The following is a 24,696-nucleotide window of genomic DNA, read 5'->3' on the forward strand; positions in this document are numbered from 1 at the left end:
CAGTGGTGACGTGCTCAGTGAACACGGGGAACCCTCCCGCGGTCACGGTCCAAGCTCACCTACTCGCTAGCTCTTCCAGACGACCTTGTCGACGCCGGCGGCATCCCGGTAGACAACGCTGTCCGGCGCCGTGCCGCCTCGAACGTCGAAGTAGAGCCGCCCGGTCGCCTGGGCGCCCGGCGCGATCGGCTGGTTCGGCAGGCCGTCTACTTCATGCCCTTTCATGACCGCGTAGGTCGAGCTGTTGACGGCACGCGCGTTGAAGTCGGCAATGACCGGAGTCGCATTACCGCGCACACCTGTGGCCGTGACGTCGGAGTACCAGATGCCATCGTTGTGGCCGCTGGGCTGCAAGTTGTTCACGGTGTAGTTGATGGCTTCTGCGCCGTTTGCGCTCGGAATCTCTGCGGATTGGCCAAACGCTACGACTTGCGGATCCGCCAGCGCCGGCGACGCCATCAGAATTCCCGCCGTCGCGATGCCGGCGGCGGCCGCCGTCGTCTTCATGGCAACCTTGGAGAGCACCATGGCAAAACCCCTTCCCTAGGTCCCTGCGGTCAAGAAGCGCTAGCCGCTTGCTCGACATCCCCGGGAGGTATCCAGACTCGCCGGTTTCAAACCTGCTCGGGCGAGGTCAGAGGGTGAATCGTTCTAGCCTTTCGGACTCAGGACGACCACCGGGATGGGTCGTGACGTCCGCTTCTGATACTCCACGTAGCGGTTTTGGTTGTTGTTGTTGACGATCTGCCATAGCCGCGGGTAGTCGGGGTCATCGGGCAGCACCGGTCGCGCGGTGACGGCGAAACGCCGTGGTCCGACGTTGATCTCGACGTCGGGGTTGGCTTTCAGGTTGTGGTACCAGCCGGGGGCTTCGGGGGCGCCGCCCTTGGAGGCGACGACCAGATACTTGTCACCGTCGCGGGCATAGGTCAGCGACGTCGTGCGTCGTTTACCGGTCTTCGCGCCGACGGTATGCAGCAGCAGGCTCGGTATCCACAGCGCGCGGTGACCGATCCAGCCATTCGTCTTCTGATACACCGTGTCGTGCACTCGCAGCAGCTGCGGAAGCACCTTTTCCTCCACGAAACTCATAGCTGTCAGTTTCGCTCGGCGGCGCCGGTATTTGCCAGGGGGTTCCTCGAAGCGGGAGGCAATTCGGACGTATATCCGCACATGGCCGCGGAGATAGCTATAGTCACCTCGGACTGAAGGGGCGGTTGGGGTCAAGGGGGGTCAGACGGTAATTGGCGCAGATACTGACATAGCTGCCCCGTCGCGATTTCGCATGTATCTACCATTCTCGAGAGTTGCCCTTCACCCAGTTGGTGACGATGGCAGACGTTGAGAGCGTCAGCCCCGTCACGCAAGCGCGGGGCCTGCGTCCGCCGAAGCCGGCATTTCGCCAAGACCTCGAAGGCCTGCGTGCCGTCGCGGTGTTGGCCGTCGTGCTCTTTCATGCCGGCGTGCCCGGTGTGGGCGGTGGGTTCACCGGCGTCGACGTGTTCTTCGTCATCTCGGGATTCCTCATCACCGGAATGCTTTACCGCGAGGTAAGCACTGCAGGCACCGTCCGGCTGGGCCGCTTCTACGGGGCGCGAGCCCGCCGGCTGCTGCCGGCATCGGCTGCGGTGGGCGTTGTCACCGCGATCGCCTCGGCGATCCTGTTGCCCCCGTTGCAAGCCGAGGGCGTCATCGGTGACGGCATCGCCAGCGCGCTGTACATCGGCAACTACTGGTTCGTCTTCCACGGCATCGACTACCAACTTGCCTACACGCCGCCGTCGCCGTTCCAGCACTACTGGTCCCTGGGCGTCGAGGAGCAGTTCTACCTGGTGTGGCCGGCCGTCATCATCGGTACGGCCTGGGCCACCCGGCGGCGGCGTCGGCGCGCCGCGGGCGTGTCGTCCGAGCGTCCTTATCTCCTGGTCCTTGCGCTGGTCGCGGTCCTGTCGTTTGCCGCGTCACTGCTGGCCACCCCGATCGTGCCTTCCGTCGCGTTCTTTTCACTGCCCACCCGGGCGTGGGAGTTGGCCGTGGGCGGCCTGGTGGCCCTGACGACCACCCAGTGGCGCCGGCTGGCGGCGCTGCCCGCCGCGATCGCGGGATGGGCGGGCCTGGCACTGATCCTGCTGGGTTGCACGGTCTTGAGCGTGATGACGCCCTACCCGGGCACGGCCGCCCTGCTGCCCGTGCTCGGCACCGCACTCGTGATCGGCGCGGGCTGTGTCCACCCCACCCGAGGGTGCGGGCACCTTTTGGCGTGGTCGCCGATCGGAGCCATCGGCCGAATTTCGTATTCGTGGTATCTCTGGCACTGGCCCGTGTTGTTGCTCGCGCCGCCGTTGCTGGGCCATCCGCTGGGACTGGTGGGCAGGCTGGCGACGGTCGCGATATCCGGCGGTCTGGCCGTGCTCACCCTGCGCTTCATCGAAAACCCGCTCCGCTTCGCCCCTTTCGTGCGCCGGTCCGCGTTCCGCAGCCTGTTGCTCGGTGGCGGTGCGACCGCGGTGGCGGTATGCGTGGGCGCGGCGTTGTTGGTGGCGATCCCCGCCCCCGTCGGTCACGGTGCCCCGGCGGCGGCGCTGAAAGTCACCGGGCCGATACCACCGGCGGGTGACAGCCTCGACGCGTACGACGCGGCGGTGCAGTACGCGTTTGCGCAAGTGCAGACGATGGTCGCGGTATCCGCCGATCTCAAGGCAGTCCCGTCGAATCTCGACCCATCGATCGGCGCTGCTTCAGCCGAAAACCCGATCGCCTACTTCAAGGGCTGCTTGCGCAATTTTTTGGAGGCCGATCAGCCCGAGTGCATCAGCGGCGACAGGGCGTCGAAGACCGGCGTCGCCCTGGTCGGTGACTCGACCGCAGCGATGTGGATCCCTGCATTCCAGCAGGTCACCGGGCGGCGGCACTGGCGGCTGGAGGCCCTGACCAAAGGCGGCTGCCCGATGCTGGACCTGCCCATCATCAACCCGTTCCTGCGCCGGGAATTCACCGAGTGCGACAAGTGGCGCGATCTGGTCGTCGCCCGCCTGCGCAACCAGCATCCACAGTTGGTCGTGTTGAGCCTGTGGCGCAAATACGGTGACCGTTACGACTTTCCGGCCGGTGTCACGTCATACGACTCGGCCTGGCTCGGCAGCCTGACCCGACTCGTCCAGCAGCTGCGCGGTACCGGTGCCAAGGTGCTGGTGCTCGGGCCGGCCCCGGATCCGCACGCATTGGTGCCGACCTGCCTGTCCGGTCACCTCGATGACGCGACGGCCTGCGCGCCGCCGAGATCGACGGCGGTGAACGATCCGGGCATCGCCGCCGAGGCGGCGGCCACCAAAGCCGGCGGCGGACAGTACGCCGACCTCACCGAGCTGTTCTGCACCTTGAACCGGTGCCCGGTCATCGTCGGCAACACCGTGGTGTTCCACGACGCCAACCATCTGACGTTCGAATACGCCCGGGAACTGGCGCCGGTGATGGGCGCGCTGGCCGATCGCGCGCTGCTCCCCGGCTGAGCTTTGCGACGATCCTCACCGGAACCGTTCAGCCGGTGCGCTCATGTTCGCTACCCTTAACTCGATCATCAGTTGCCTGGGAAGTTGAGGCCACGAAATGGCTGAAAGACCCAAGGCTCGCCCCCGGGCGCCGGGACCGAGCGACATCGTCGCGGAGTTGGCTGCCGCCGGATTCGACAACGCGCGCCAGATCGCTCGAGGCGCCGCCGGCGTGGTGTATCGCTGTCGCGAGACTGCGCTCGGTCGCAACGTCGCCATCAAGGTGTTGCCGACCTTCGGCGACGACGAGAGTCGCGAACGATTTCTCCGCGAGGGCTACGCCATGGGCGGCCTGTCGGGCCATCCGAACATCGTCAACATTCTGCGCGTCGGCGTCACCGCGGGCGGCCGGCCTTATATCGTGATGTCGTACTGCGCCGCCGGTTCCCTGGGCCTGCGGGTGCAGCGAGAGGGGCCGATCGCCTGGCCCGAAGCGATGCGGATCGGTGTGAAATTGTGCGGGGCGCTCGAAACCGCTCACCTGACAGGAACTTTGCACCGCGATATCAAGCCCGCGAACGTTCTCGTCAACGACTACGGCGAACCGCAGCTCACCGATTTCGGGACGGCGCACGTCGCTGGAGGCTATGAAACGGCGTCCGGGTTGTTTTCCGGCACAGTCGATTTCCTCGCGCCCGAGGTCATGACCGGCGATCCGGCGACGGTCGAGACCGATGTTTACTCGCTCGGTGCCACGCTCTATGCGCTCATCGCCGGCAACGCCGCATGCGAGCGCCGCAGCGGCGAAGACCTCCTCGCGCAGTACACCCGGATCAAAAGCACGCGGGTCCCGGACCTGCGCCCCAATGGGATCCCCGACGCGGTCTGTTCGGCGATCGAAAAAGCGATGCGGTTCGATCCCGCCGAACGGCCGGCGTCAGCGGCGGAGTTCGGCCGCGAATTGCAGGAGAGCCTGCGCCGCAACGGATTAAAGCCCGATTCCATGGCGATTACCGCCGCGGGTGCGGGTTCGGGGCGCATCGCGCGGCCGGTGCCGAGACCGCCGAGGATCGCCAAACCGGGCCCACGGATCGCCGGCCCGGAAAGTGCCACCTCGCTGATGAATGCGCTGGGAGATCGCACCACCTCGACGCCACCGCATCCGCCGTCACGGCCGCCCGGTCGCCCGCAGCCGGGCCGCGCACCCGCTGTCTCGCGCGGCCCAAACACGTCCGAGCCCACCCAGATGATCCCCGAACAGACAAGTGTCACCGACGCGATCGCGCCGACGAGTTCTGCCGACCGTGTTCCGGATACGCCGCGCGGATTGGCGACCGGCGCGGTGGCGTGGCCGAAACCGTCGAAAGCGAAGCGAAGCCGCGCCACCGCGGCGCTGATCGCCGTCGCGATCGTGGTGGCCGTGTTGGTGCTGGGCAGCGGCGTCTACGTGCTGCTGACGCACGGCAAGCGGCACCCCCAGGCCGCCGCGAGCCAGCCGAGCCAGGCGTCGGTGAAGTGGCAGCCGATCACGAACGCGCGCATCGCACGCGACGCGGCGGCAACCACCCAGGCCGACGGCACGATCTGGATATTCGGCGGAATCGGCAGCAACCACGCCGTCGTCGCAAACCACGAGGGGTATGACCCCGTCATCGACAGCTGGAAGAGCGGCGACGATCTCCCGGTCCCGGTTCAACAGGCCATGGCCGTGACGTGGCAGGGAAACCCGATCGTGCTCGGCGGCTGGCGCGCCGCGGGCGCGCAAAAGGTTGCCAGCGACCAGGTTTGGCGCGTGGTCAACAGTCACTGGGTGGAGCTGCCCCACCTGTTGCAGCCCCGCGCGGCAGCGGCGGCGGCCGTGGTGGGTGACCGCATCATCGTCACCGGCGGCGTCGACGCCAACGGAGCGCTGCTGAACTCCACCGAGATCTTCGACGGCAACGCCTGGACCCTCGGCACCCCCATCCCGACCCCGCGACAGATGCTGGCCGCGGCCTCGGACGGGAAACTGGTGTACACGGTCGGCGGGACCAACGGGAACGCCGACCTGGTAGCGGTCGAGGCGTACGACCCGGCCGCGAAAACCTGGACGAAATTGCCCGACCTTCCCCAGCCTCGCAGTGACCTTGGCGTGGCGATCGCGGACCGGCGCCTGGTCGCCGCCGGGGGTCAGTCGGCGGGGCAAGTCCTCAAGAGCGTGGCGGTGTTCGATCTGTCGACGAAGACGTGGGATGGCTTGCCGGACATGGGGACTGCGCGCCACGGCATGGCGGTCGATGCGGTGGGGAAGTCCATCTACGCCGTCGGGGGGTCGACGGCCGTCGGTGACGACCAGGTGACCGCGACGGCCGAGGCGTTACAGCTGCCGCCACGCCTGGCCCAGCCGGCCGCGCAGTGGCGTTCGCTACCGGACGCGCCCACACCCCGGCTGATGACGGCGTGGACCGTGCTGGGCGACAAGATCTGGATCATGGGCGGACTGCGCGACGGAGTCGCACTTCAGACGGTCGAGAGTTACGACCCGCGCACCGGCGCCTGGCAAGCCCAACCCCCGCTGCCCGTCCCGCTCCACCACGCCGCCGCGGCCACGTATCGCAACGAGGTGGTGGTCCTCGGCGGCGCCAGCGGCGACCTCACGCAGGCGTCCACCAAGGTGTTCGCGTTGCGCGGCGGCAATTGGGTGGAGCTGGCCGGCCTCAGCCACGCGCGGGCGGCACCGGCGGCCGCGGTGGTCGGTGACAAGCTCGTCGTCGCCGGCGGACAGAACGCCAAGCAGCTCGTCGGCCAGACCGAGGTCTTCGACGGCAGCTCGTGGCGCGACGCGGCCAACATGCCCACCCCGCGCGAACACTTGGCCGCGGCGTCCGACGGCACCTACATGTACGCGGTCGGCGGGAGGTTCCTGTCCGCCGACAAGAATTCCGCGGCGTTCGAACGGTTCGATCCCCAAGCAGGGACCTGGACCAAGTTGGTCGACATGCCAACTCCGCGTGGAAGTTACGGCGCCGCGTTCATCGATGGCCGAATCGTGGCGGTCGGTGGTGAGGAACCAACCCAGGTGTTGGGAGTCGCAGAAATGTACGACATCGCAAATGCGAAGTGGTCCACGCTGCCCCCGCTGCCGACGCCGCGTCACGCTGAGGCGGTCGCGGCGGTGGGCAACACCGTGTACTGCATTGGCGGTGCAAACCGGCCCACCCATGAGGGCCCCGTCGCGACGGTCGAGGCTTTGGACTTCGTCTAGCGACGGATCAATGGCGCTTGAGCCGGCTGCGCCACCCCACGATTCCCGCGTACACGACCGTCAGCAACACCAGCATGCCGACGTCGAACAGCCATGTCCCCGCCGTGTGTTTAAAGTGGCGGTCTTTCGGGGCGAGCGGCCCGGGCTCGATCGTCCACAAGTCGACCGTCGAAGCCTGCGCCGCATACCCCCAACGGGAGGGGACCGCCCAGGACATCTGATCCAGCCCGATCCGGTCGGTGACCGGGACCATCCCACCGCAGAGCACCAGCTGCAACATGAGCGACACCACCAGGAGCGGCATGATCTGCTCGTTCGAGCGCGCCAGCGAGGACAGGACCAGGCCGATCATCGCCGCGGCCACGCACATGGCGGCGGTGGCGACGTACAGCTCGAGTGTGGCGCTGCCAAGGAGCAGGGCCGGCCGGGTCGGCGCGCCTTTCCCCAGAATGGTGATGGTGGTCGCGATCGTCGACTGGACGATGGCGAACACAAAGAAGACCGCCATCTTCGCGAGCAGATAGGCCTTGGTCGACAGGCCGACCGCCTGTTCGCGGCGAAAGATCGGGCGCTCGCCGATAAGATCGCGGATCGTCAGCGCGGTGCCCATGAAGACGGCGGCCATGGTCAGCAACATCAACACCGATCCGGGCTCGTCGGACCCGTCGCCGTTCGGATCGGCCACGCGGAATCCCGTCGAGCCGGGAACGGTCAGCGCCAGCGCGCCCATCACGAACGGCAGCAGCGCCAGGAAGATGAAGTAGGCGCGATCGGCGACGATCAGCCGGACCTGGCGGCGGGCGATCGTCGAGAATTGACGCCAGGTGCTGGAGCGCGCCGGAGCGCCGAGATCGGCCGGCTTGTCCGCGTCGGATACAGGAGGCGGCGGTTTGGCTTGGGCCAGGAATCGACGGTTGGCTTCGTCGGGGTCCGCGCCCACCATTCCAAAGATCTTGGCCCAGTTGGTGGTTCCCATGGTCGCTTCGATGTCGCCGGGTGGACCGCAGTAGGCGGTCTTGCCGCCCGGCGCCATCAGCAACACCTGGTCGCACAGATCGAGGTAGCTCAGCGAGTGCGTCACCACCAGCACGACGCGGCCGGCGTCGGCCAGCTGCCGAAGCATCGTCATGACCTGCAGGTCCAATGCGGGGTCCAGGCCCGACGTGGGCTCGTCGAGGATCAGCAGCGACGGCCCGGTGAGCAGTTCCAGGGCCACCGAGGCGCGCTTGCGCTGCCCGCCGGACAGCTTGTCGACTCGCGTGTCGGCGTGCTTGGTCAAGCCGAGTTCCTCGATGACCTGCGCGACGACCTGTGCGCGGTCGGACTTGCTGGTGTCGGTCGGCAGCCGCAACTCGGCCGCGTAGTTCAGCGCCTGGGTCACCGTGAGCTGGCGGTGCACGACGTCGTCTTGGGGCACCATCCCGATCCGGCTGCGCAACGACGCGAACTGGGCGTGGATGTCGTGGCCCTCGAACGTGATCGAGCCCGAGGTCGGACAGGTGGCGCCGGCGATCAGCCGGGACAACGTGCTCTTGCCCGCTCCCGACCCACCGATGAGCGCGGTCAGCGTCCCGGGCCGCGCCGTCAGGGACACCTTTTGGATCAGCCGCTTGTTGTCGACGTGAAAGTCGACCTCCCGCACTTCCAGCCCGCCGGTGCGGGTGGCCGCTTCGGCGCGGCGCAGCAGGATTTCACCGTTGAAAACCAGGTCGACGTTGCCGATCGTGACCACGTCACCCTCGGTGAGCGGTGCCGACAAGATGCGGGTGCCGTTGACGAAAGTCCCGTTGATGCTTTGCGCGTCGTGGATCTCCATGCCGGTGGGGCCCGGCACCAAGTAGGCATGATGGCGCGACGCCAAGACGTCCGAGATGACGATGTCGCTGTCTTCCGCGCGGCCGATGACCGCCGCCCCCGCGGGGGGCGCCCCGAGCCTCGAACGTGACCGCTGCACGGCGCGCCGCAGGTTGGCGCTGTCGAAGCCCGAGGCTTCAAGGGTCTGTGCCCCGATCTCGGTGAGCGGCTGGAGCCCCGCCGGCTGCGGCGCCGGGTGGGGAGCGCGCGGGGGCTGGCCGGCGGGCGGGTAGCGCGGCGGGGCGGGTTGCGGTCGCGCGATGCGGGGCGGCGGGACGCCGGGCCGCCGTGGCGGTTCCGGACGGGCGGTCTTCGGGGCGCCCGGCGGCGCGATCACCGGCACCGCCTCCAGGGTGGGCGGTAGTTGGCCCACCGCCCCGTCGTGCCGGCCGATCCCAAAGCTCAGACGCGGCCCGTCGGGCCGGGCGAGGTTGAGGCTCTGGCGATCGTGGATGTCGACGGCCCGTACCCGGTGACCATTGACGAAAATGCCGGAGGGCGAACCGTTGTCGATCGCGATCCATTTGGCCCCGTCGAAGCGCAGCAGGAGGTGGGCGCGGGCGATCAGCGGATGGGCGACGCGCATGTCGGCGCGGAGGTCACTTCCGACCACGATGTCGTGGCCCGGCGCGAAACTGCGCTGTGACCACTCCGATTGAACCGTCAGCACGGGCGGTGCAGGCCTACTCATCACCTAAGTATTGGACTCGCCGCCAGCAAACGCTCACTTTTTCGCTTTATAGGTGCAGACGGCCGGTTTTGCCGCCTCAGCTTCGCGCGGTGTTCTCGGTGATGATGTCGCACGCCGTCTCGTAAAACGCGCTGATCAACGTGGAGAACGAGAGCTGGAAGGGATGGATCATGTAGACGTCAAGCTGCTCGAGGCGCCATTCGGGCAGCACCGGCACGATGCTGCCGTCCCGCAACTCGGAGGTGACGATGATCTGGCTCGGCATCGCACCGACACCGAGCCCGTTCAGGATGTACTGCTTGCACACCTGAAAATTGTTGGCTCGCGCCCGAACCATCGGCGAGAGCTCATGGCGCCGCTTGTTCTTGGCGACGGTGAGCCTGCGCGGTCCCTCGCTGACTCCGCAGTCGATGAACGGCACGGTATCCAATTGGGTGGGAGCGGTGATGGGTTCGGGTAGTTCCCGTATGAACTCCGGTGATGCACAAAGGAACAGTTCGAGGCTGAAGACCTTGCGCGCGATCAGCGTCGAGTCCTGCAGCGGCCCCGTGCCGAAAACCACGTCGAACCCGTCGTGGACGGGATGAACGACGTTGTCCACCAAGCGGATATCCAGCCGCGACTGGGGATATTGCTTCAGGAATTTGGCGCCGACTCGCGATGCGTAGTCGATGCCGACAAATACCGGGATGGCAACGCGCAATTCACCCTGCGGCTCGAGCTTGCTGCCTTCCACCAGCGCCCGCACCCCGTTGGCCTCGGCCAAGATGGTCACGCCGTGGCTGTAGATCTTCTCGCCAAGGTCGGTGACGGTGAGCTGGTGCGTGTTCTTGCGCAGCAGCTTGATCCCGAGGTCCGCCTCGAGCTTGCTGAGCTTGCGGCTGACAGTGGACTTGGGCATGCCCAGCAGCGCGGCCGCCTTCGACAGGCTGCGGCACTCGACCACCTTGCCGAATACGAGCAAGGCATCGAGGTCGAACGGCAGGTTCTGCTCCACGTGGTGTTCCAAAATTGCAACAGGGTGTTGCAATTGAAGGCCTATTTGCGCATTTGGTCAAGTGCTACCTTCGGCCGAGAGGCGGAGGAGGGCCCGATGAGTCAGGACGTCTTGGTGACGAAGCCGTCGAGCGGGCACTGGACGGATGCCTATCCCGAATTGGGCCGTGGCCCAGTGTCACTCGAGGACTGTGTCTCAGAAGAGTTCTACGAGAAGGAACGCGAGCACGTCTTCAAAAAAACCTGGCTCTACGTCGGACGGGTTGAGCGGGTGCCGAAGTCGGGAAGCTACTTCACCCGCGAGCTGAGATTCCTCGACACGTCGATCATCATCGTTCGCGGCAAGGACGACGTGATCCGCGCCTTCCACAACATCTGTCCGCACCGCGGCAACAAGATGCTGTGGGAAGACGACCCGTTCGAAGAGGTGCAAGGTCGCGCCCCGGTGCTGTACTGCCGATTCCACGGCTGGCGCTACAAGTTGGACGGTTCGCTGCACGCGGCCACCCGCAAGGATCTGCTGCTCGACTTCGACGCCGAGAGCTGTCGGGTGCCGGCGATCCAATGCGAGGTGTGGGAGGGGTTCATCTTCGTCAACCTCGACCCGCACAACACCGAGCCGCTGCGGTCCTACCTCGGCGAGCTGGCTCACGGCATCGAAGGCTATCCGTTTGCGGGGCCACACCAGGTGTATCGGTTCAAGGTCGAATTGCAGTGCAACTGGAAGATTTTCGTCGACGGATTCGCCGAAAGTTACCACGGGCCGTATCTGCACGCGTCCTCGTTCGGCGCCCTCACCGCGGAGGCGCGAGACGCCTTCGACCAGCCGAACCCGTTCACCGACGCGCTGGCCTACCGGCTCAAGGGTCCGCACCGGATGTTTTCCTTCGCCGGCGAGCCGTCGCAGAAGACGCCGTACTCCAAGCCCATTGAATGCGTGATGGAGGCGAGCGCGGCCGGGCCGTGGAACAAGCGGACCGATCGCGGCCCGATGCCGCCCGGGCTCAATCCGACTCGTTCGGAAAAGTACGGCTTCGATTCGTTCCAGTTCTTCCCCAACTTCGTGCTGATCTTCGGTTCGTCCGGTTTCAGTACGCACACGCACTGGCCGACGGGCCCGCACTCGCACATCTTCGAAGTCGAGATGTTCTACCAGCCGCCCAAGACGCACAAAGAACGGCTGGGCCAAGAGCTCACCGTTACCTTCCTCAACGACATCATCCTGGAAGACGCGAGCCCGTCGGAAGGGTTGCAGGCGATGCTGAACAGCGGTGCGCTCACGCATTTCACGATGAATGACGAGGAGATCCTGCTGCGTCACCTGCACAAGGTGGTGGGCGATTATGTGGCGGCCGGCGAGAAGGCGAAGGCCGGCCGATGAACGCCCTTTTGCCGCACGAGTTCTCGCAACTCGAGCACCTGGTGCCCGAATGGGCCATCGAGGATGGGCATGAGCGCTACGTGAAGCGTGTGAACAGCTCCATGGCCGAGATACAGGCGTTCTACGACGAGGTTTTTCCGCACGCCGAGGACGCGGTCGCCTACATCGACAAGTTCGACTATGCCGAGCCGCTGCCCGAGGACGTCGCGAACCTGCGCAATCTGCTGTACTCGCTGATCACGGTCTCGTTGGCGGTGGAGTTGTGGAGGCAGCCGCGGGTAAAGCATTCGGCGAAGACCATTCTCACGAGATTGAGCTGACGCATGGGACTGTCCACCACACGACTCGACGTCATCGACTGCACGCCGTTGATCGGCAGCGAGATCAAGACCGATCTCGACACGCTGCTCAGTGGTCGCGAAGCCGAGGCGATCCGCGCGATCCTCGAGCAGCGCGGGGTGGTCTTCTTTCGCGGACTGCAGATCAGCGACGAACAGCAGGTCACCTTCGCGAAAACCCTTGGCAGCATTGTGCAGAACGAGGGTGAGGGCGGGATCTACAAGATCTCGCTCGACACGAACGTCAATCAGCGCGCCGAATACCTGAAAGGCTCGCTGTTCTGGCATTTCGACGGCTCGCTGCAGCCCTATCCGAATCTGGCCACGCTGTTGCGCGCCATGAAACTGTCCGACTCCGGCGGTCAGACCGAGTTCTGCAACACCTACGCGGCCTACGAGGAGTTGCCGGAGGCCGACAAGGAGACGATCGCCGGCCTTCGGGTGGTGCATAGCGCGGAGCGCTCGCAGTACTACGTGCGACCCGAGATGAGCTACGAGGAGATCGCGTTCTGGCAGAAATCGCCTACGAAATCCTGCCCCATGGTGTGGACTCACCGATCGGGGCGTAAGTCGTTGCTGCTCGGTGCGACGGCGGATTACGTGATCGACCTGCCGGTGGAAGAAAGCCGCGCATTGCTTGCGCGCCGTCGTGACTGGGCGACCCAGCCGCGCTACGTCTACCGCCACGAGTGGCAGCTGGGCGACCTGCTCATGTGGGACAACACCGGGACCATGCACCGGGCGCTGCCGTATGCCGCTGACAGCGGTCGGCTCATGCACCGCACGGTCCTTGCCGGTGAAGAGCCGCTGGATTGAAACTCGGCATCGCTACACCCGTCGTCACGAACGTCGCCGGCGCGGCGTTGACGTGGGAGAAGACGGCCACCATCGAAGACATCGGTCGCGTCGCCGAAACGGCGGACGGCCTTGGCTATCACCACCTCACCTGCAGCGAGCACATCGGCATACCGTCGACCGAGGCCGCCCGCCGCGGCTCCCGATACTGGGACCCGCTGGCCACGCTCGGCTACGTGTCGGCGCGCACCAGCCGGATTCGGCTCGTCACGATGACCCTGGTGCTTGGCTATCACCACCCGCTCGCGATCGTAAAGCGTTATGGCACATTGGATCACGTCAGCGGCGGCCGGGTGATCCTGGGCGTCGGCGTCGGGAGCCTCAGGGAGGAATTCGACCTGCTGGGCGCGCCGTTCGACGACCGCGGTGCTCGTGCCGACGACGCCCTGAAGGCGCTGCGGGCGGCGTTGCCCACCAACGAGCCGGTGTATGACGGCGAGTACTACTCGTTCGGTGGGCTCACCATCGATCCCTGTGCGCTGCAGCCACATATGCCGATCTGGGTCGGCGGGCGCACCAAGCGGTCGTTGCGCCGTGCGCTCACGCTCGCCGACGGCTGGTGTCCGTACTACGTGTCCATTGCCACCGCCGCCGAGTGGCTGCGGGCGCGAGAGCTGCCGGACGGCTTCGAGGTCGTCTTGCCCGCGGACCAGCCACTGGACCCGGTGGGTGAGCCGGCGAAAACCGAAGACGCGCTGCACACCATCGCCGGCGCCGGGACCACCACGTTGTCGGCCAGGTTCATCCACCATTCGCTCGAGCACTACCTCGAACAGATTCACGCGCTGGCAGAGTTGCACGGCAAAACGTTCTGACCAGGCAGCATCAGAACGGCCGCGTCGTAGATGCGAGACGCTTAATCTCCTGGCATGGACCGCTTCTTACAGTGGACGTGGGATCGGTTTGGTCCGCGTTATCTCTTGGCGTGTTGGGTGCTTGCGTTTGTCATTTCGCTCCCGATCTACTCCGTACTCATATCGTTGCCAATCGTCGCGTTCGAGAAGTCCGGCCGCTACATCGAGGTCGGGTCCGTCACCATCGGCGCGGTCGTGGTGCTTGCGTGCATCTTCATACTCCCGGGGCGCCGGTGGGTGCGCCCTGCGGAGCAATGGGCGGCCGGCCACCACGTCGATCGGGTGGCAGCGTTGCAGGGCACCTATGTTTACGCTCGCAGGGCGACTGTCCGAGCGGTCTGGGGCGCCGCTGTCTGGGCCGCCACGTTGGCGGTCGTCGTCGGTGCGATGGTCGGGGCGGGTGGGACACGGCTGGTGCAATACGGGATCGTGGCCACTGTGGTGGTGGCGGCGATCCAGCTGGTCGCCTATCACAACATCGTGGAGGGAGCGTTCCGCCCAGCCAGGATCGCCCTCGCCGGTGACACGGAGCTTGGCGATTCGCTGCCACGCGCCCGCCCGACTTTCGCCCGGCGATCGAACGTGTCGGTGGTCGCCGCCACGTTCGCGTACGCCACCGGGGGAGCATTGCTCGCCGGAGTGTCCAATGTCACTGCCGCCCCGATCCTTTCGATCCTGATCGGAGGCGCGATGGCGGTTGCCTTCGCGGTGCCGGTGACCGTCGGTTTCGGATTCTCGAGGTCTTTGCAACCCATCCGCGACCTCGCCGAGGGCGCCGAACGCGTTGCGGCCGGCGACTATAGCCAGCGCCTACCCGTCGTCCAGGACGACGACCTCGGCGCCCTGGCCGCGTCGTTCAACCGCATGCAGGCGGGTTTGGCTGAGCGGCAACGGCTTCAGAGCGCGTTCGGCACCTACGTCGATCCGGCGCTAGCGGCGCGGCTGCTCGAACAGGGCGACGACGTGTTTACTGGTGAGCGCCGCGAGGTGACCGTGATGTTCATCGACATTCGCGATTTCACCCCGTTCGCCGAAGCCAATACCGCCGAGGACACCGTCGCCCGGCTCAACTCGCTGTTCGAGATCGTCGTGCCCGCCGTCGTCCACGCCGGGGGGCACGTCAACAAGTTCCTTGGCGACGGAGCCCTCGCCGTCTTCGGCGCACCGAACGACCTTGCGGCACACGCCGATGCCGCGGTACATGTCGCTGTCGGGATCCAGCGGCTGGTCGCGGAGCGCTTCGGCGGAGCACTGCGGATCGGCATCGGGATCAACACCGGGGTGGTAATTGCCGGCACCATCGGCGGGGGAGGCAAGCTCGAGTTCACGCTGATCGGTGACACCGTCAACGTAGCCGCGCGCGTCGAGCAGCTAACCAAGACGACGGGCGACGCGATCCTGCTCACCCAGTCGTGCGTCGATGCGCTGGCTTCTCGACCTGTCGGCCTCGTCGATCGGGGGCCCCACACCCTCAAGGGCAAATCCGCAGCGGTGCAGGTCTTCACTCTGGAAGAAAGAAGCTGGTCAGCGCCTTGACCCGCAAGAGGTGAAGTGCGCGGTCCTACGCAGCAAATTAAGATTCGGAGCGCAATCCCGGCGAGCCGTAGGAGACATTCGTGGCAGATGGATTGAAGGTCGATCCCGCCGCACTGCACGTCGGCAGCAACGACATGTTCAACGCGATCGGCGAGGCCGCGTTGGATTTCTTCAGCCATGAGGACGGCCTTGCGGCGGCCGCGCCCGGCTGGATCGGATCCTCGGAGCTGGCGCTGGGTGAGCTCTCGGCGCGCTGGCAGGCCCGCCACGACCACCACCAGCTGCAGGTGGACGGCCTGGGGTCGCACGTCGCCGAGGCGATGCTCGGCTACCTCACCAACGAGGACGAGTCGGCGCGAGCTTTTCGGTCGGTGCGGGAGTAGGGGTCACGAGTGGGGCAGCTGACCCCCAATGACGTCAAGCGTTGGGATCTCGGCGCGATCCAGAAGGTGTTCGAGACCGCGAACGGACGCGCCAACACCTTGCAGGCGTTGGGGGAGAACCTCCAGCAGGTGCATAACGTTCTCAGCGGCTGGCAGGGGGAAGCCGGAGAGGCGTTTCGCGCTGACCTCGGTAAGGCTCGACGTGACATCGAGGCCGACGGTCAGGAGTCCCGGCAGGTAGCCGCGGCGGTGGCACGCGCCGAGGGGGATGTGCGCGCATGCAAGCGCGAACTCGAGGACATCGAGCGGGCCGCTGAGGCCAATGGCTGGACCATCACGCCGGACTGGCGAATTGACGTGGGCGACACGTGGATTGGGCGCGATCCCATAGAGTTCGCCGCGCAACAACAGCTGCTGCAGGATCAGCTCATAGCGTTGAACGTGCACGCCCACAGTGCCGATCACGAGCTTGCCACCGCCGTCCGCTTTGCCGTGGGCGAAGTCCCGCTGGATACCGGCGGTCATGCACCAAGTGGTGGCGCACCGCCGCAAGGTCCGCCCAATCCGGCAGCAGGGCGCAAGCCACGGACGTGGCAAGACATGTTGTTGCCCGATGGCCCGGCAGACGCTGGGCCGGACGGCGCCTCGCCGAAGGGCCCGCCGGTTCCCGCCGGCGCCGTGAGTCCGCCGCGGTCGTTGCAAGACATGTTGTTGCCGGCCGGACCTGCAACCGCGGGCACGGACGGCGCCTCGCCGAAGGGCCCGCCTGTTCCCGCGGGCGCCGTTGGCAAGCCCCTGTCGCTGCAAGACATGCTGTTGCCGGCTGGACCTGCCGGACCCGGGCGCGGCGGTGTCCCGCCGCCGCGGCTGAACCCAGCAGATGTCGAGAGCTTCAAGGCGATGGCGCGCCAGACCATGATTCGCGACGGTGTGCCGCCGAATCAGATCGAGGCGCGGCTGAATGACGTTGTGAGCCAGACACAGCAGTGGATCGACAACGGGATGCCCAACTACGTTCCACCCGAGCCGAAGGCCCCGCCGCCACCGGGATTTTCCGAAGGCTTTAGTGACCGTTGGTTCGCTACCGAGCAAGGGATCAAAAACCTTTTCGGGCAGGGAGGCCCCGGAGCTCCAAGTGTGCTCAAGTCATGGGAGCAGATGCTCAAAGGCACCGCCGAAACGGCCCTGAACCCCGTGGGCACCGGGCTCACGGAAATCAAGAGCGCAATAGACTCCCCAAGTCTCGCTTACTATTTGGGCGGCAAGACCTCCGACGCCGCCACCACGCTGCCCACGATGCTCTTCGGTGGCGAAGGAGCGGCCGTCGTACGTGCGGGGGAATTGGCTGACCTCGACGCCGCCGCCACTCTCCCACACGACTTCGTCGGCAGCCATCCGCCGATAGGTGCTGGCGATCACCTTCCCGCCGCAATTGGTGAGCACCACGATCCCTTTGTGGCCGACCATTCCATCCTGGACGGTAACCATGGTGATGGCCCTTACCCAATGGACAGTGCGGGTCACTATCTGCCCGGAAGTCTGCCGTCGTACGAACAGCTTCTAGAAATCACGACCACGCAGCCAAATACCGCATATTACTGGTCGGGCAGAACAGCCGACGGGATCGGAGTTGGTCCCGATGGCTCAGGGGTAGCGGAACTGATCGCTCATGGAACTGGGGGCAGGACGTTAGAAATGACGCTCGCAGACAACGGGATTGATCCGCTCCCAGTCTGGAATCGCCATGATCCGGTATCGGTACAGTTCTGGGACGATGCTTCGACGGCATACGCGGAAAACGCGCAAGGAGAAGTTACCGCAATCATTGGTTCCAACTTGCGCCCAGGCAACGTCTGGCAAAATATTGAGATACCTCGTCTGATGGAAAACCTTAACATAAGCCGCATTGTGCAGATCGATCCAGACACAGGAGAAGCAGTAACGATTTTTGAGAGGCATGGGTGAGGTGGACCTTGGAGAATGACGGTATCGACATCAATGAAGCGATTGTTCTATATCTGCGCCGTTACCCCGGTAGCAATGGAGTTGAGTTCGAGGAGCATTTCGGATCAAGGGCTACGGTTGCAAATGAGAGGGTGCATGCGATTCTTAACGAAGCGATGAGGGTGGAGCCTGACTGGAATCGCATGAGCCTCAATGAGGCTGGCGACTATGTCGAAGCTGTGATGCGCGAAAGGCATCCGACTCTCACGAAACAGGCACTCACGGCTATCGGCAACTTTTACACCTTTCAGATGCGTTAAGTTTGAACCCGGAGTCAAAAGTAGTGGGCAGCGACCGCATGCGAAGATGGCGTAAACGAGGCGCTATTGGGTACTCCTTTCCATGATGATCACGGACCGCACCTTGGACGATAAATCTGCGGCGCTTCACAGTGAAATCGATCGCTTGTCGGAAAGGCTCGGCGTGCGTCCCATGCCGGTTGGCTTCCGGACGACCGATGGTTTGAACATTTTCGTTGCCGAGGACGGTTCCTACCACTTCACCTTCTACGAGCGCGGAAAACTCCGCTTCGACCGGGCGGGCAGCCTCGACGACCTTCTCTACTGGTACACCGAAGGGGTGGTTACGAGCCATGCCGCTAAACAAGTCGGCGACCGAGCGCAACGTTTCAAATACGAGTATCAGATTTTGAGTCAATTCAATGTTGACTGGGCAAAGAGACGCGTCCGCGACCTCGCAGCGATGTTCCGTAATGGCCAGCCAGAGGACATCGCCTTACTCCCTGACATCGGCGAACCGTTATGACGCCAGTAGGCCCCGCCTAGCTGTTGGTCCAGCGGTCGAAAGCAGCCTCCATGTCGGGACAGAATGTCCCGACGGCAGCGCCCATGATCTGGCCCGCTTGCGCGGACGCGTAGCCGTTGCTCGCCACCGTCGGGTAGATGGTGTCGAAGTCGGTGCCGCCGCGCGCTTGCTGGCAGACGTTGTTCCCGATGTCGACAATCCTGCCCGGATTGTCGTACGGCACATGCAACACGTTCAGTGTGTGCGGATAAGCGCCGACGGAGATGGGATCGGGGTCGGCGTGGGCTGTGGGCGCGAGCCACACCAGCCCGGTCAGCGATGCGGCAATCAGTGCCGACCGAGACAAGGCCTTGCCGTGGCCGATGCCGGCCGACACTCTCGGGTCCATGGACAGGGAGCGTAAATGCTGCGAAGCGAAGTTTTATGTGTTTTCGGCGATCCACGTAGTGGTGAAGCGCAGCATCTCGGGGATGCCCTCCGCCAAACCTGCCCCGATGGACTTTTCGAGTTTGCCGCCCACCAAAGGGATTTTGACGTTCACCTGAAGGGCGGCGCGCAGTTGCGAACCGCTGTCATCCGTCGGCGCCAGCCACGTATCCGCATGGCCTGATCCCAATCCGCCCGAAGCGGACACGGTGACCCGCCCACGCACCTGGCGATCGCTGTCCGGACGCCACGTCTCGGTCTGCACGATCTTCAACTCGCCGGTAACGAATTTGGCGACCAGCCCGGGCAGGAGCTGACGACCGAGGCGTTGAGTCGTGCGCACCGTCACCGTGCCGTCGGCGTCGGCCACCAGTGAATCCAAGGTGGTGTCGGCGGCACCGGCCGCGATGCGGGCCAGCCAATAGTCCTCGCGGCCGAACGCGGCGTGAATCTGCTCAACGCTGGCGGGCGACTCGGTCAGGACGTCGAATGAGCGCGACATATCGGACCATTCTTGCAGAGGCGGATCGTCCGAGGCGGTGAAGCCGCCCCGCATCTACGCCTCGGGACCAGATCCCAACAGCCGCAACGGATGCAAGCCATCGACGTTGCCGACGAACGGCGGGTGGATGCTGTAGCCGAGCATGCGGCGGATGTCGTCGGAGACCGTGCGCGCGATGTCGCGCGACACCGACAACGTATAGGCCTCCATCGGCCGCAGCCACGGCTCACAGTATTGAGCGGTGATGGCCAGCCGCTCGTGGGCGGTGTTGTTGGCACCCCCGCCATGCCAGAGGGTGCCGACGAAGAAGACGCAGGAGCCGGCGGGCATGACCACCGGCAACGCCTCGTCGTCGGAGTCCGGCCGGCGCCTGCCCCACCGGTGGCTCCCCGGGTACAGGACCGTGGCGCCGTTGTCGGCGGTGAAGTCGTCGATCGCCCAGATCGTGGCGGCCGCCAGCGGCGCGCGAGGGCGCGGAATCGGGTAAAAGCCGTCGTCATGGTGAGCCAGCTGTGCGGCCTCGCCGGGCTGAATGTTGATGGCCTGCAACGCCGAAAGCAGATAGTTGGGCATCAGCAACCGGTCGAGGGCGGCGAGCACCCGGGGATGGTCGACAAGCCGATCGCACACCCGTGTCCTGCTCAGCACGCTGTAGATCCGCTGCGTACGCCGGCCCTCGAACGAGTTGCGTCCGGTATGCCCGAGCCACGGCCGCACGGTCTGCCGAATGTGCGCGCATTCTTCGGCGCTCAGCAGGTTCTCCCAGATGACGTAGCCGTCGCGGTCGAGGTCCGCCATGTCGGCTTCGGCGATTGCGCTGTCGATCGAACTTCCGCCCGTCGGCGTCCTCTTGTACCGCTGCGCCAGGTCGCCCCGAAGGTCCTCCAACGTGGTGACGGATTCGTCGTCGATGCTCATGGTGCTCGTCCTTAGTCCACTGGCACTTCTGCCCAGACTAGGCCGAGTCCGGTTCGACTCACACCCTAATCGCCGGCGCGTTAACCCCGAAGGCCGGTGATGAAGCGTTGCACGCTTCGGCTCAGCGACCGTGGCACATGGTCGGGGTCCATCAGCTCGTTCTCGGCCAGCGGGCCCGCCTCATCGGCCACGGTGCGCTCGGTGAAGGGCTGCAACGTCTTGCCGTCGCCTCGAAGCGCCTCGACGGCCTTGTGCACCGACCGGTGTTCGGCGATCGCTCTGTTGAGCTCGCCGGGCGACACCCCTAAGTGCTCGGCCACCAAACCGTTTCGCACGGAGGCGATTTCACGGCGCACGTCATCGTCGGAACTCGCCGGCGGCGCCTCGATGGCCACATCGCATTCGCTGTCGAATCCCAATGACCGGTTGTTGAAATTCGACGACCCGATCCGCAGCAGCCGATCGTCGACCACCAGCACCTTGGAGTGGATGTAGATCGGCGCGCCGCGGTCGGTCACCGGCCAGTAGATGCCCAACCGGTCATGCTCGTCGGCCTCCCACAGCTGGTGAAGCAGGAGGTGGCGTGCGCTGTCCATCGTTCCCCGTTCGAGCGGGTTATTGCCTTTGCGCGCAAGCACGATGACGATCTCCGGGCCGTCGGCTTCTCGCAGCCGCGCCGCCAGGGCGTCGGCGATGGTGCGCGACGCCAGGTATTGGTTCTCCACGTAGATGGTGTCGCGGGCCGCCGCTATGGCGGCAAGGTTGAGCGCCTCGACCTCGCGGACCTCGGGGCGATCGTCCAGCTCTGGCAGGGTGAGCGCGATCCCGATGTCCACGTTGCGCAGCGTCGGTTCCAGCTTGCCGGGCCACGCGCTGTGCCGTGCCTCCACGGGCGCCAACGCTTGTTTCGTCGCCGTTTGCCACCGCGCCAACGCTTGCTCGCCAAGGGCCCGCGCCGCCGCACCGTCGACCGCGGCCGCGACGTCGTGCCGTGGCCCGTAGCTGCGGCGTGCCGTGCGGCGGTGGCGGTTGACATGCTCATGGGCGCGGGTGTCCCAGCGGTCAAGGGTGAGGTCGATGCCGCCGCAGAAGGCCACCGCGTCGTCGACGACGACGATCTTCTGATGATGCACCGAGCCGAGCGGATGGGCGCCGTCGATGGCGAAATGCATTCGCTTACTGCTGATCTGGTTCACCAGCGATACCGGGGCAAGCCCGTACCAGAGGCCATCGAAGGCCGGGAGCAGACGCAAATTGGACTTCAGCAGGTAGATGTCCAGACCCGGCCGCTTCCACAGCATCCAATAAAGGAAGGTGCCCAGCTGGTTCGGGCCGGGCAGGGTCTTGCGGCCGCGCTCGAACGTCACTCGGGAGTCGAAATCCCAGCCGATCAGCATGATTCGGCGGCGGGCGCGCAGCATCGCCGCCTTGGCGTGTTTGAAGTAGTCCGCCGCATCGACGATGGGGGCGAACTTGTCGGCACGCGCCGTACGCCAGCACGTCTGGCCGGGACTCAGCAGTCGATCGTCGTGCACCGCTGGGGCTCTCAACAGGGTTGATGGGTCAGCGCGGACATAGCCACTGTGTACCACACCCAGGCCCTTCGCCCAGGTGGCCAAGGGCTGCCGGCGCCAGGACCGCGGCTCTGTACCAAGATGAAAGCCATGCGCATCCCTGTAGTGCTTGCGGGCTTCGTCGTCTTCATCGGTGTGGCCACGCCTGCGCACGCCGATCCGGCCGGCAATTCAGCCGCGGATGTGAGCTTCCTGACCGCGCTCAACAAGGCCGGCATCACCTATGAGAGCCCCGCCACCGCGGTCGGGGTCGGCAAAAGGGCGTGCGAGCTGATGGACCAGGGCCATCCCCAGGTCGACGTCATCCACAACGTGTCGTCGAGCAATCCGGGGTTCACCGTGGACGGCGCCGCGCAGTTCACCATGATCGCCGCGAGCGCTTACTGCCCCCAGCACCTAGGGCAGCCGGTTACACCGACTGGAAGCTGAGCTCCACCTCGGAGCGGGTGCGGACCTGATCGGTGCCGGGCACGTAGATCGGCACGGTGTGGGGAACGGTGGTGCCTCCTTTGACCCGGGCCTGGGCCTGCCGAAACTCCGGTGTCGGGCCCGCCGCGGCGTTGATCCCGTTGATGATCGACCACACCGCGGTACGACGGGCGGTGCGTTCGATGATGTTGGGGTCACGGTGCTGCAGCAGCTGCTTGGCCCATTTCGGCATCGTGTCGCGAATGGCCCAATCGACGGCCGCCTGCGGCATGGGGACGTTGGGGCCGGTGCCCATCGCTTTCCCATGAGTCACAGCCAATTTCGGCAAGTACGACTCCAGGCACTCGAGCGTCTCGGCCTTGGTGGTCGGCAGATCGGTACCGCCCAGGGCGTGTCCGACCCGGACGAACTCGCCGTAATAGCGGTCGAGGTTCTTGCCGCGCAACGGCATTGGGTGATAAAGCTCGTGCGCGGTGGCCAGCCCCCAGACGACCGTCGCGTAGTTCCATCGCAGCCACTCGGGATCGTCGGCGTCGTAGCGGGCTCCGTCGGGACGGGTGCCCTTGATGGTGTGATGCATCGCGCGCACGGACGTCGCCAGGCGCTCGGCGGTTTCCGTCGACCCGTACGCCGTGCCGATGAAGAAGGCGACCGAGTGGCCCAGCCGCGTCGCGGCGCCCTCGGGGTCGATCTGCGGCACGCGCGATATCGGGTTTCCGTTGCTGTCGCGCTTGATCAGGCGCGAATGGTGCATGCCCATCCAGTAGATCGACGGGTCCAGGGATTCCATGAAGGCGGCGCAATACAGGCCGAAGATCAAGGCGGGCAGGTGCGAATGCACGCGCCACACGGCGCTGTCGGGACCGAACCAGCCCGGATCGCCGACGGGCGCGGCGAATTCCATGCCGCGGAAGAAGCGCCGCCGCATGGTGTCGTCCAACCGCTTGTTGATCATCTGCCCGACTATCTGGTGTGGCAGGAACACGAATCACTCCCTCGGGACTTCTGGTCACGACTGTAACCAGAATATGTTTTGGTTACGGGTGTGACAAGACCCGCGCCGTGTCGACCTACGCTGTAGGGATGTCGAGTCCCACCCGGTGGGCCGGTGTACCGCTCAAGGACCGCCGCGCCGAGCGTCGTGCGCTGCTCGTCGAGGCCGCGTATCGCCTGTTCGGCAGCGGGGGCGAGGCCGCCGTCTCGGTGCGCTCGGTCTGCCGGGAGTGCGGGTTGAATACCCGGTATTTCTACGAGAGCTTCGGCGACACCGACGATCTGCTCGGCGCGGTGTACGACCGGGTGAGTGAGCAGCTCGCCGAGGTGATCGCGGCCGCTATCGAGGAGGCGGGGGATTCGCTGGGCGCGCGCACCCGCGCCGGCATCGCGGCCGTGCTGGGCTTCTCCTCGGCCGATCCGCGGCGCGGCCGCGTGTTGTTCACCGATGCGCGCACCAACCGGGTGCTGGCCGCTCGCCGCCGCGCCACCCAGGACATGTTGCGCCAGGGGGTACTGACCGAGGGCTGGCGTCTCAACCCGGGTTCCGATCCGGTGGCCGCCGAGGTCGCCGCGGCGATGTACACCGGCGCGATGGCCGAGCTTGCCCAGCAGTGGCTCGCCGGTCATTTGGGCAATGATCTCGACGCGGTCGTCGATTACGCTTTGAAGCTGGTGTTGCGGTAGCGGGGAGTGCGGTGATGGGCCAAATCGAACATGCGATGGACCCGGTACGGCGCGTCCTCGGGCGCAAGGTCAGCATCGGCGGGCTGATCGAGCTGGCCGTGTGGCTCGCGATTCCCTACCTCTGTATCGGTTTCGCGTGGACCGTTTTTCACCCCGAGCAGACCCAGCGAATTCACGCAAGGATAGAAGTGGTGTCACCCGCCGCCGCCGACGCCTTCGCCTTCGGTGTGGCCACGGTGCTGTGGCCGGCCGCGCTGCAGATCGCCGACGCATGCCCGGCGCCATGACCGGCATTCGGAGCGAATGCGTGCGCGAGACGGGCTTTTGCTCCTAGGCTCAGGGACCATGTCAATCGACCGGTTCGGCCTCTCCGCGGGCACCATTCGGCTCGCCTCTGGCGTTTCGTTTCTCGTTGACCCCCTGCGCGCAAACAAATTGTGGGGCGACCCCGAGGAGCCGACGCCGACGGCGCAACTGTTGTTGCGATCGATGGGTTATCGCGACGCGCTGATCGGTGCACTGCTGGCCGGCGCGGCGCTGCGCGGCAAGAACACCCGCGGCTGGTTCCTGGCCTCCGCCGGAGCCGACGTGGCCGACCTGGTCGGCGGGTTGAGCGTGCACAGCGAGTTGAAGCCCTCGCAGCAACTGATCGGCCTGGGCGGCGCCGTCGTCGGGATCGTCACTGGGCTGTGGGGCGCGGTACGTCCGGCCAGGCGGACGGGCGAAGCGCCAGAGCCTGCCTGAGCGCTGACAGCCGAGCGGAGATGCTGTTGACTGA

The 24,696-nt window shown here is 65.7% G+C and carries 24 protein-coding genes; 15 read left to right on the top strand and 9 right to left on the bottom strand.

Annotation, left to right across the window (positions count from 1 at the left end):
- Window positions 1–66 precede the first annotated feature (66 nt).
- Complete coding sequence (locus QGN30_RS08910; protein WP_014380839.1) at window positions 67–528, bottom strand: DUF1942 domain-containing protein; 462 nt, start codon at window positions 526–528, stop codon at window positions 67–69.
- Between the two features lie 123 nt (window positions 529–651).
- A complete protein-coding gene (locus tag QGN30_RS08915) occupies window positions 652–1,092 on the bottom strand; it encodes a nitroreductase family deazaflavin-dependent oxidoreductase (RefSeq protein WP_009954255.1) in 441 nt (146 codons plus the stop codon).
- A gap of 215 nt (window positions 1,093–1,307) precedes the next feature.
- On the opposite strand from QGN30_RS08915, the gene QGN30_RS08920 reads away from it, so the two are divergent.
- Together QGN30_RS08920 and QGN30_RS08925 are read left to right on the top strand one after the other, a co-directional pair.
- The gene (locus tag QGN30_RS08920; protein WP_042791977.1) at window positions 1,308–3,509 is read left to right on the top strand and encodes an acyltransferase family protein; all 2,202 of its coding nucleotides are present in this window, start codon (window positions 1,308–1,310) and stop codon (window positions 3,507–3,509) included.
- Window positions 3,510–3,606: 97 nt separating this feature from the next.
- Window positions 3,607–6,732, top strand: coding sequence for a Kelch repeat-containing protein (locus tag QGN30_RS08925; protein WP_136246366.1), 3,126 nt, complete (start codon window positions 3,607–3,609; stop codon window positions 6,730–6,732).
- A gap of 7 nt (window positions 6,733–6,739) precedes the next feature.
- On the opposite strand, the gene QGN30_RS08930 is transcribed toward QGN30_RS08925, so the two are convergent.
- Both QGN30_RS08930 and QGN30_RS08935 read right to left on the bottom strand, forming a co-directional pair.
- Window positions 6,740–9,277, bottom strand: coding sequence for an ATP-binding cassette domain-containing protein (locus QGN30_RS08930; RefSeq protein ID WP_036389977.1), 2,538 nt, complete (start codon window positions 9,275–9,277; stop codon window positions 6,740–6,742).
- A gap of 76 nt (window positions 9,278–9,353) precedes the next feature.
- Complete coding sequence (locus QGN30_RS08935) at window positions 9,354–10,274, bottom strand: LysR family transcriptional regulator (protein WP_136245779.1); 921 nt, start codon at window positions 10,272–10,274, stop codon at window positions 9,354–9,356.
- Between the two features lie 96 nt (window positions 10,275–10,370).
- Between QGN30_RS08935 and QGN30_RS08940 the strand changes: the two genes are divergently transcribed.
- The 9 genes from QGN30_RS08940 to QGN30_RS08980 all read left to right on the top strand — a co-directional run bounded on the left by QGN30_RS08940 (window position 10,371) and on the right by QGN30_RS08980 (window position 18,389).
- Window positions 10,371–11,654, top strand: coding sequence for an aromatic ring-hydroxylating oxygenase subunit alpha (locus QGN30_RS08940; protein WP_008259341.1), 1,284 nt, complete (start codon window positions 10,371–10,373; stop codon window positions 11,652–11,654).
- The gene (locus QGN30_RS08945) at window positions 11,651–11,974 is read left to right on the top strand and encodes a hypothetical protein (RefSeq protein ID WP_014380833.1); all 324 of its coding nucleotides are present in this window, start codon (window positions 11,651–11,653) and stop codon (window positions 11,972–11,974) included. Before QGN30_RS08940 ends, QGN30_RS08945 begins: the two co-directional genes overlap by 4 nt.
- 3 nt (window positions 11,975–11,977) lie before the next feature.
- The gene (locus QGN30_RS08950) at window positions 11,978–12,808 is read left to right on the top strand and encodes a TauD/TfdA dioxygenase family protein (protein WP_248923187.1); all 831 of its coding nucleotides are present in this window, start codon (window positions 11,978–11,980) and stop codon (window positions 12,806–12,808) included.
- Window positions 12,805–13,662, top strand: coding sequence for a TIGR03619 family F420-dependent LLM class oxidoreductase (locus QGN30_RS08955; RefSeq protein WP_038537218.1), 858 nt, complete (start codon window positions 12,805–12,807; stop codon window positions 13,660–13,662). The genes QGN30_RS08950 and QGN30_RS08955 overlap by 4 nt, the downstream gene beginning before the upstream one ends.
- A gap of 54 nt (window positions 13,663–13,716) precedes the next feature.
- Window positions 13,717–15,237: an adenylate/guanylate cyclase domain-containing protein gene (locus QGN30_RS08960; RefSeq protein WP_014383067.1), complete on the top strand. Its 1,521-nt coding sequence runs from the start codon at window positions 13,717–13,719 to the stop codon at window positions 15,235–15,237.
- An 80-nt stretch (window positions 15,238–15,317) separates the two neighbouring features.
- The gene (locus QGN30_RS08965) at window positions 15,318–15,620 is read left to right on the top strand and encodes an RNA 2'-phosphotransferase (RefSeq protein ID WP_225331030.1); all 303 of its coding nucleotides are present in this window, start codon (window positions 15,318–15,320) and stop codon (window positions 15,618–15,620) included.
- Between the two features lie 9 nt (window positions 15,621–15,629).
- The gene (locus tag QGN30_RS08970; protein ID WP_014383066.1) at window positions 15,630–17,585 is read left to right on the top strand and encodes a hypothetical protein; all 1,956 of its coding nucleotides are present in this window, start codon (window positions 15,630–15,632) and stop codon (window positions 17,583–17,585) included.
- Between the two features lie 8 nt (window positions 17,586–17,593).
- Window positions 17,594–17,884: a hypothetical protein gene (locus QGN30_RS08975; RefSeq protein WP_225331895.1), complete on the top strand. Its 291-nt coding sequence runs from the start codon at window positions 17,594–17,596 to the stop codon at window positions 17,882–17,884.
- A 172-nt stretch (window positions 17,885–18,056) separates the two neighbouring features.
- Window positions 18,057–18,389 carry a hypothetical protein gene (locus QGN30_RS08980; protein ID WP_014383065.1) on the top strand — a complete coding sequence of 111 codons (333 nt, stop codon included), beginning with the start codon at window positions 18,057–18,059 and terminating at the stop codon, window positions 18,387–18,389.
- A 16-nt stretch (window positions 18,390–18,405) separates the two neighbouring features.
- Here the strand turns inward: QGN30_RS08980 and QGN30_RS08985 are convergent, their stop codons facing one another.
- The 4 genes from QGN30_RS08985 to QGN30_RS09000 all read right to left on the bottom strand — a co-directional run bounded on the left by QGN30_RS08985 (window position 18,406) and on the right by QGN30_RS09000 (window position 21,770).
- Entirely contained in the window at window positions 18,406–18,765 is a 360-nt protein-coding gene (locus QGN30_RS08985) for a DUF732 domain-containing protein (RefSeq protein WP_038537215.1), read from the bottom strand.
- Between the two features lie 45 nt (window positions 18,766–18,810).
- Window positions 18,811–19,317, bottom strand: a complete 507-nt coding sequence (locus QGN30_RS08990) for a DUF2505 domain-containing protein (RefSeq protein WP_038538771.1) — start codon at window positions 19,315–19,317, stop codon at window positions 18,811–18,813.
- A gap of 54 nt (window positions 19,318–19,371) precedes the next feature.
- Window positions 19,372–20,235, bottom strand: a complete 864-nt coding sequence (locus QGN30_RS08995; protein ID WP_248923186.1) for a phytanoyl-CoA dioxygenase family protein — start codon at window positions 20,233–20,235, stop codon at window positions 19,372–19,374.
- An 80-nt stretch (window positions 20,236–20,315) separates the two neighbouring features.
- The gene (locus tag QGN30_RS09000) at window positions 20,316–21,770 is read right to left on the bottom strand and encodes a phospholipase D-like domain-containing protein (protein ID WP_136245782.1); all 1,455 of its coding nucleotides are present in this window, start codon (window positions 21,768–21,770) and stop codon (window positions 20,316–20,318) included.
- 129 nt (window positions 21,771–21,899) lie between these two features.
- Here QGN30_RS09000 and QGN30_RS09005 point away from each other — a divergent pair, with 129 nt between their 5' ends.
- The gene (locus tag QGN30_RS09005) at window positions 21,900–22,238 is read left to right on the top strand and encodes a DUF732 domain-containing protein (protein ID WP_014942721.1); all 339 of its coding nucleotides are present in this window, start codon (window positions 21,900–21,902) and stop codon (window positions 22,236–22,238) included.
- On the opposite strand, the gene QGN30_RS09010 is transcribed toward QGN30_RS09005, so the two are convergent.
- The gene (locus QGN30_RS09010) at window positions 22,219–23,223 is read right to left on the bottom strand and encodes an oxygenase MpaB family protein (protein ID WP_014380821.1); all 1,005 of its coding nucleotides are present in this window, start codon (window positions 23,221–23,223) and stop codon (window positions 22,219–22,221) included. The two genes, QGN30_RS09005 and QGN30_RS09010, sit on opposite strands and share 20 nt — an antisense overlap.
- A gap of 98 nt (window positions 23,224–23,321) precedes the next feature.
- Between QGN30_RS09010 and QGN30_RS09015 the strand changes: the two genes are divergently transcribed.
- Genes QGN30_RS09015 through QGN30_RS09025 form a run of 3 tightly spaced genes read left to right on the top strand, consistent with a single transcriptional unit; the run spans window position 23,322 to window position 24,662 of the window.
- Window positions 23,322–23,918, top strand: coding sequence for a TetR/AcrR family transcriptional regulator (locus tag QGN30_RS09015; RefSeq protein ID WP_014380820.1), 597 nt, complete (start codon window positions 23,322–23,324; stop codon window positions 23,916–23,918).
- A 14-nt stretch (window positions 23,919–23,932) separates the two neighbouring features.
- Window positions 23,933–24,205: a hypothetical protein gene (locus QGN30_RS09020; protein WP_008259319.1), complete on the top strand. Its 273-nt coding sequence runs from the start codon at window positions 23,933–23,935 to the stop codon at window positions 24,203–24,205.
- A 58-nt stretch (window positions 24,206–24,263) separates the two neighbouring features.
- Window positions 24,264–24,662, top strand: coding sequence for a DUF4267 domain-containing protein (locus QGN30_RS09025; protein ID WP_009955144.1), 399 nt, complete (start codon window positions 24,264–24,266; stop codon window positions 24,660–24,662).
- Window positions 24,663–24,696 lie beyond the last annotated feature (34 nt).

It is taken from the genome of Mycobacterium sp. 3-98 (assembly GCF_035918355.1).
Taxonomy (GTDB): Bacteria; Actinomycetota; Actinomycetes; order Mycobacteriales; family Mycobacteriaceae; genus Mycobacterium; species Mycobacterium intracellulare.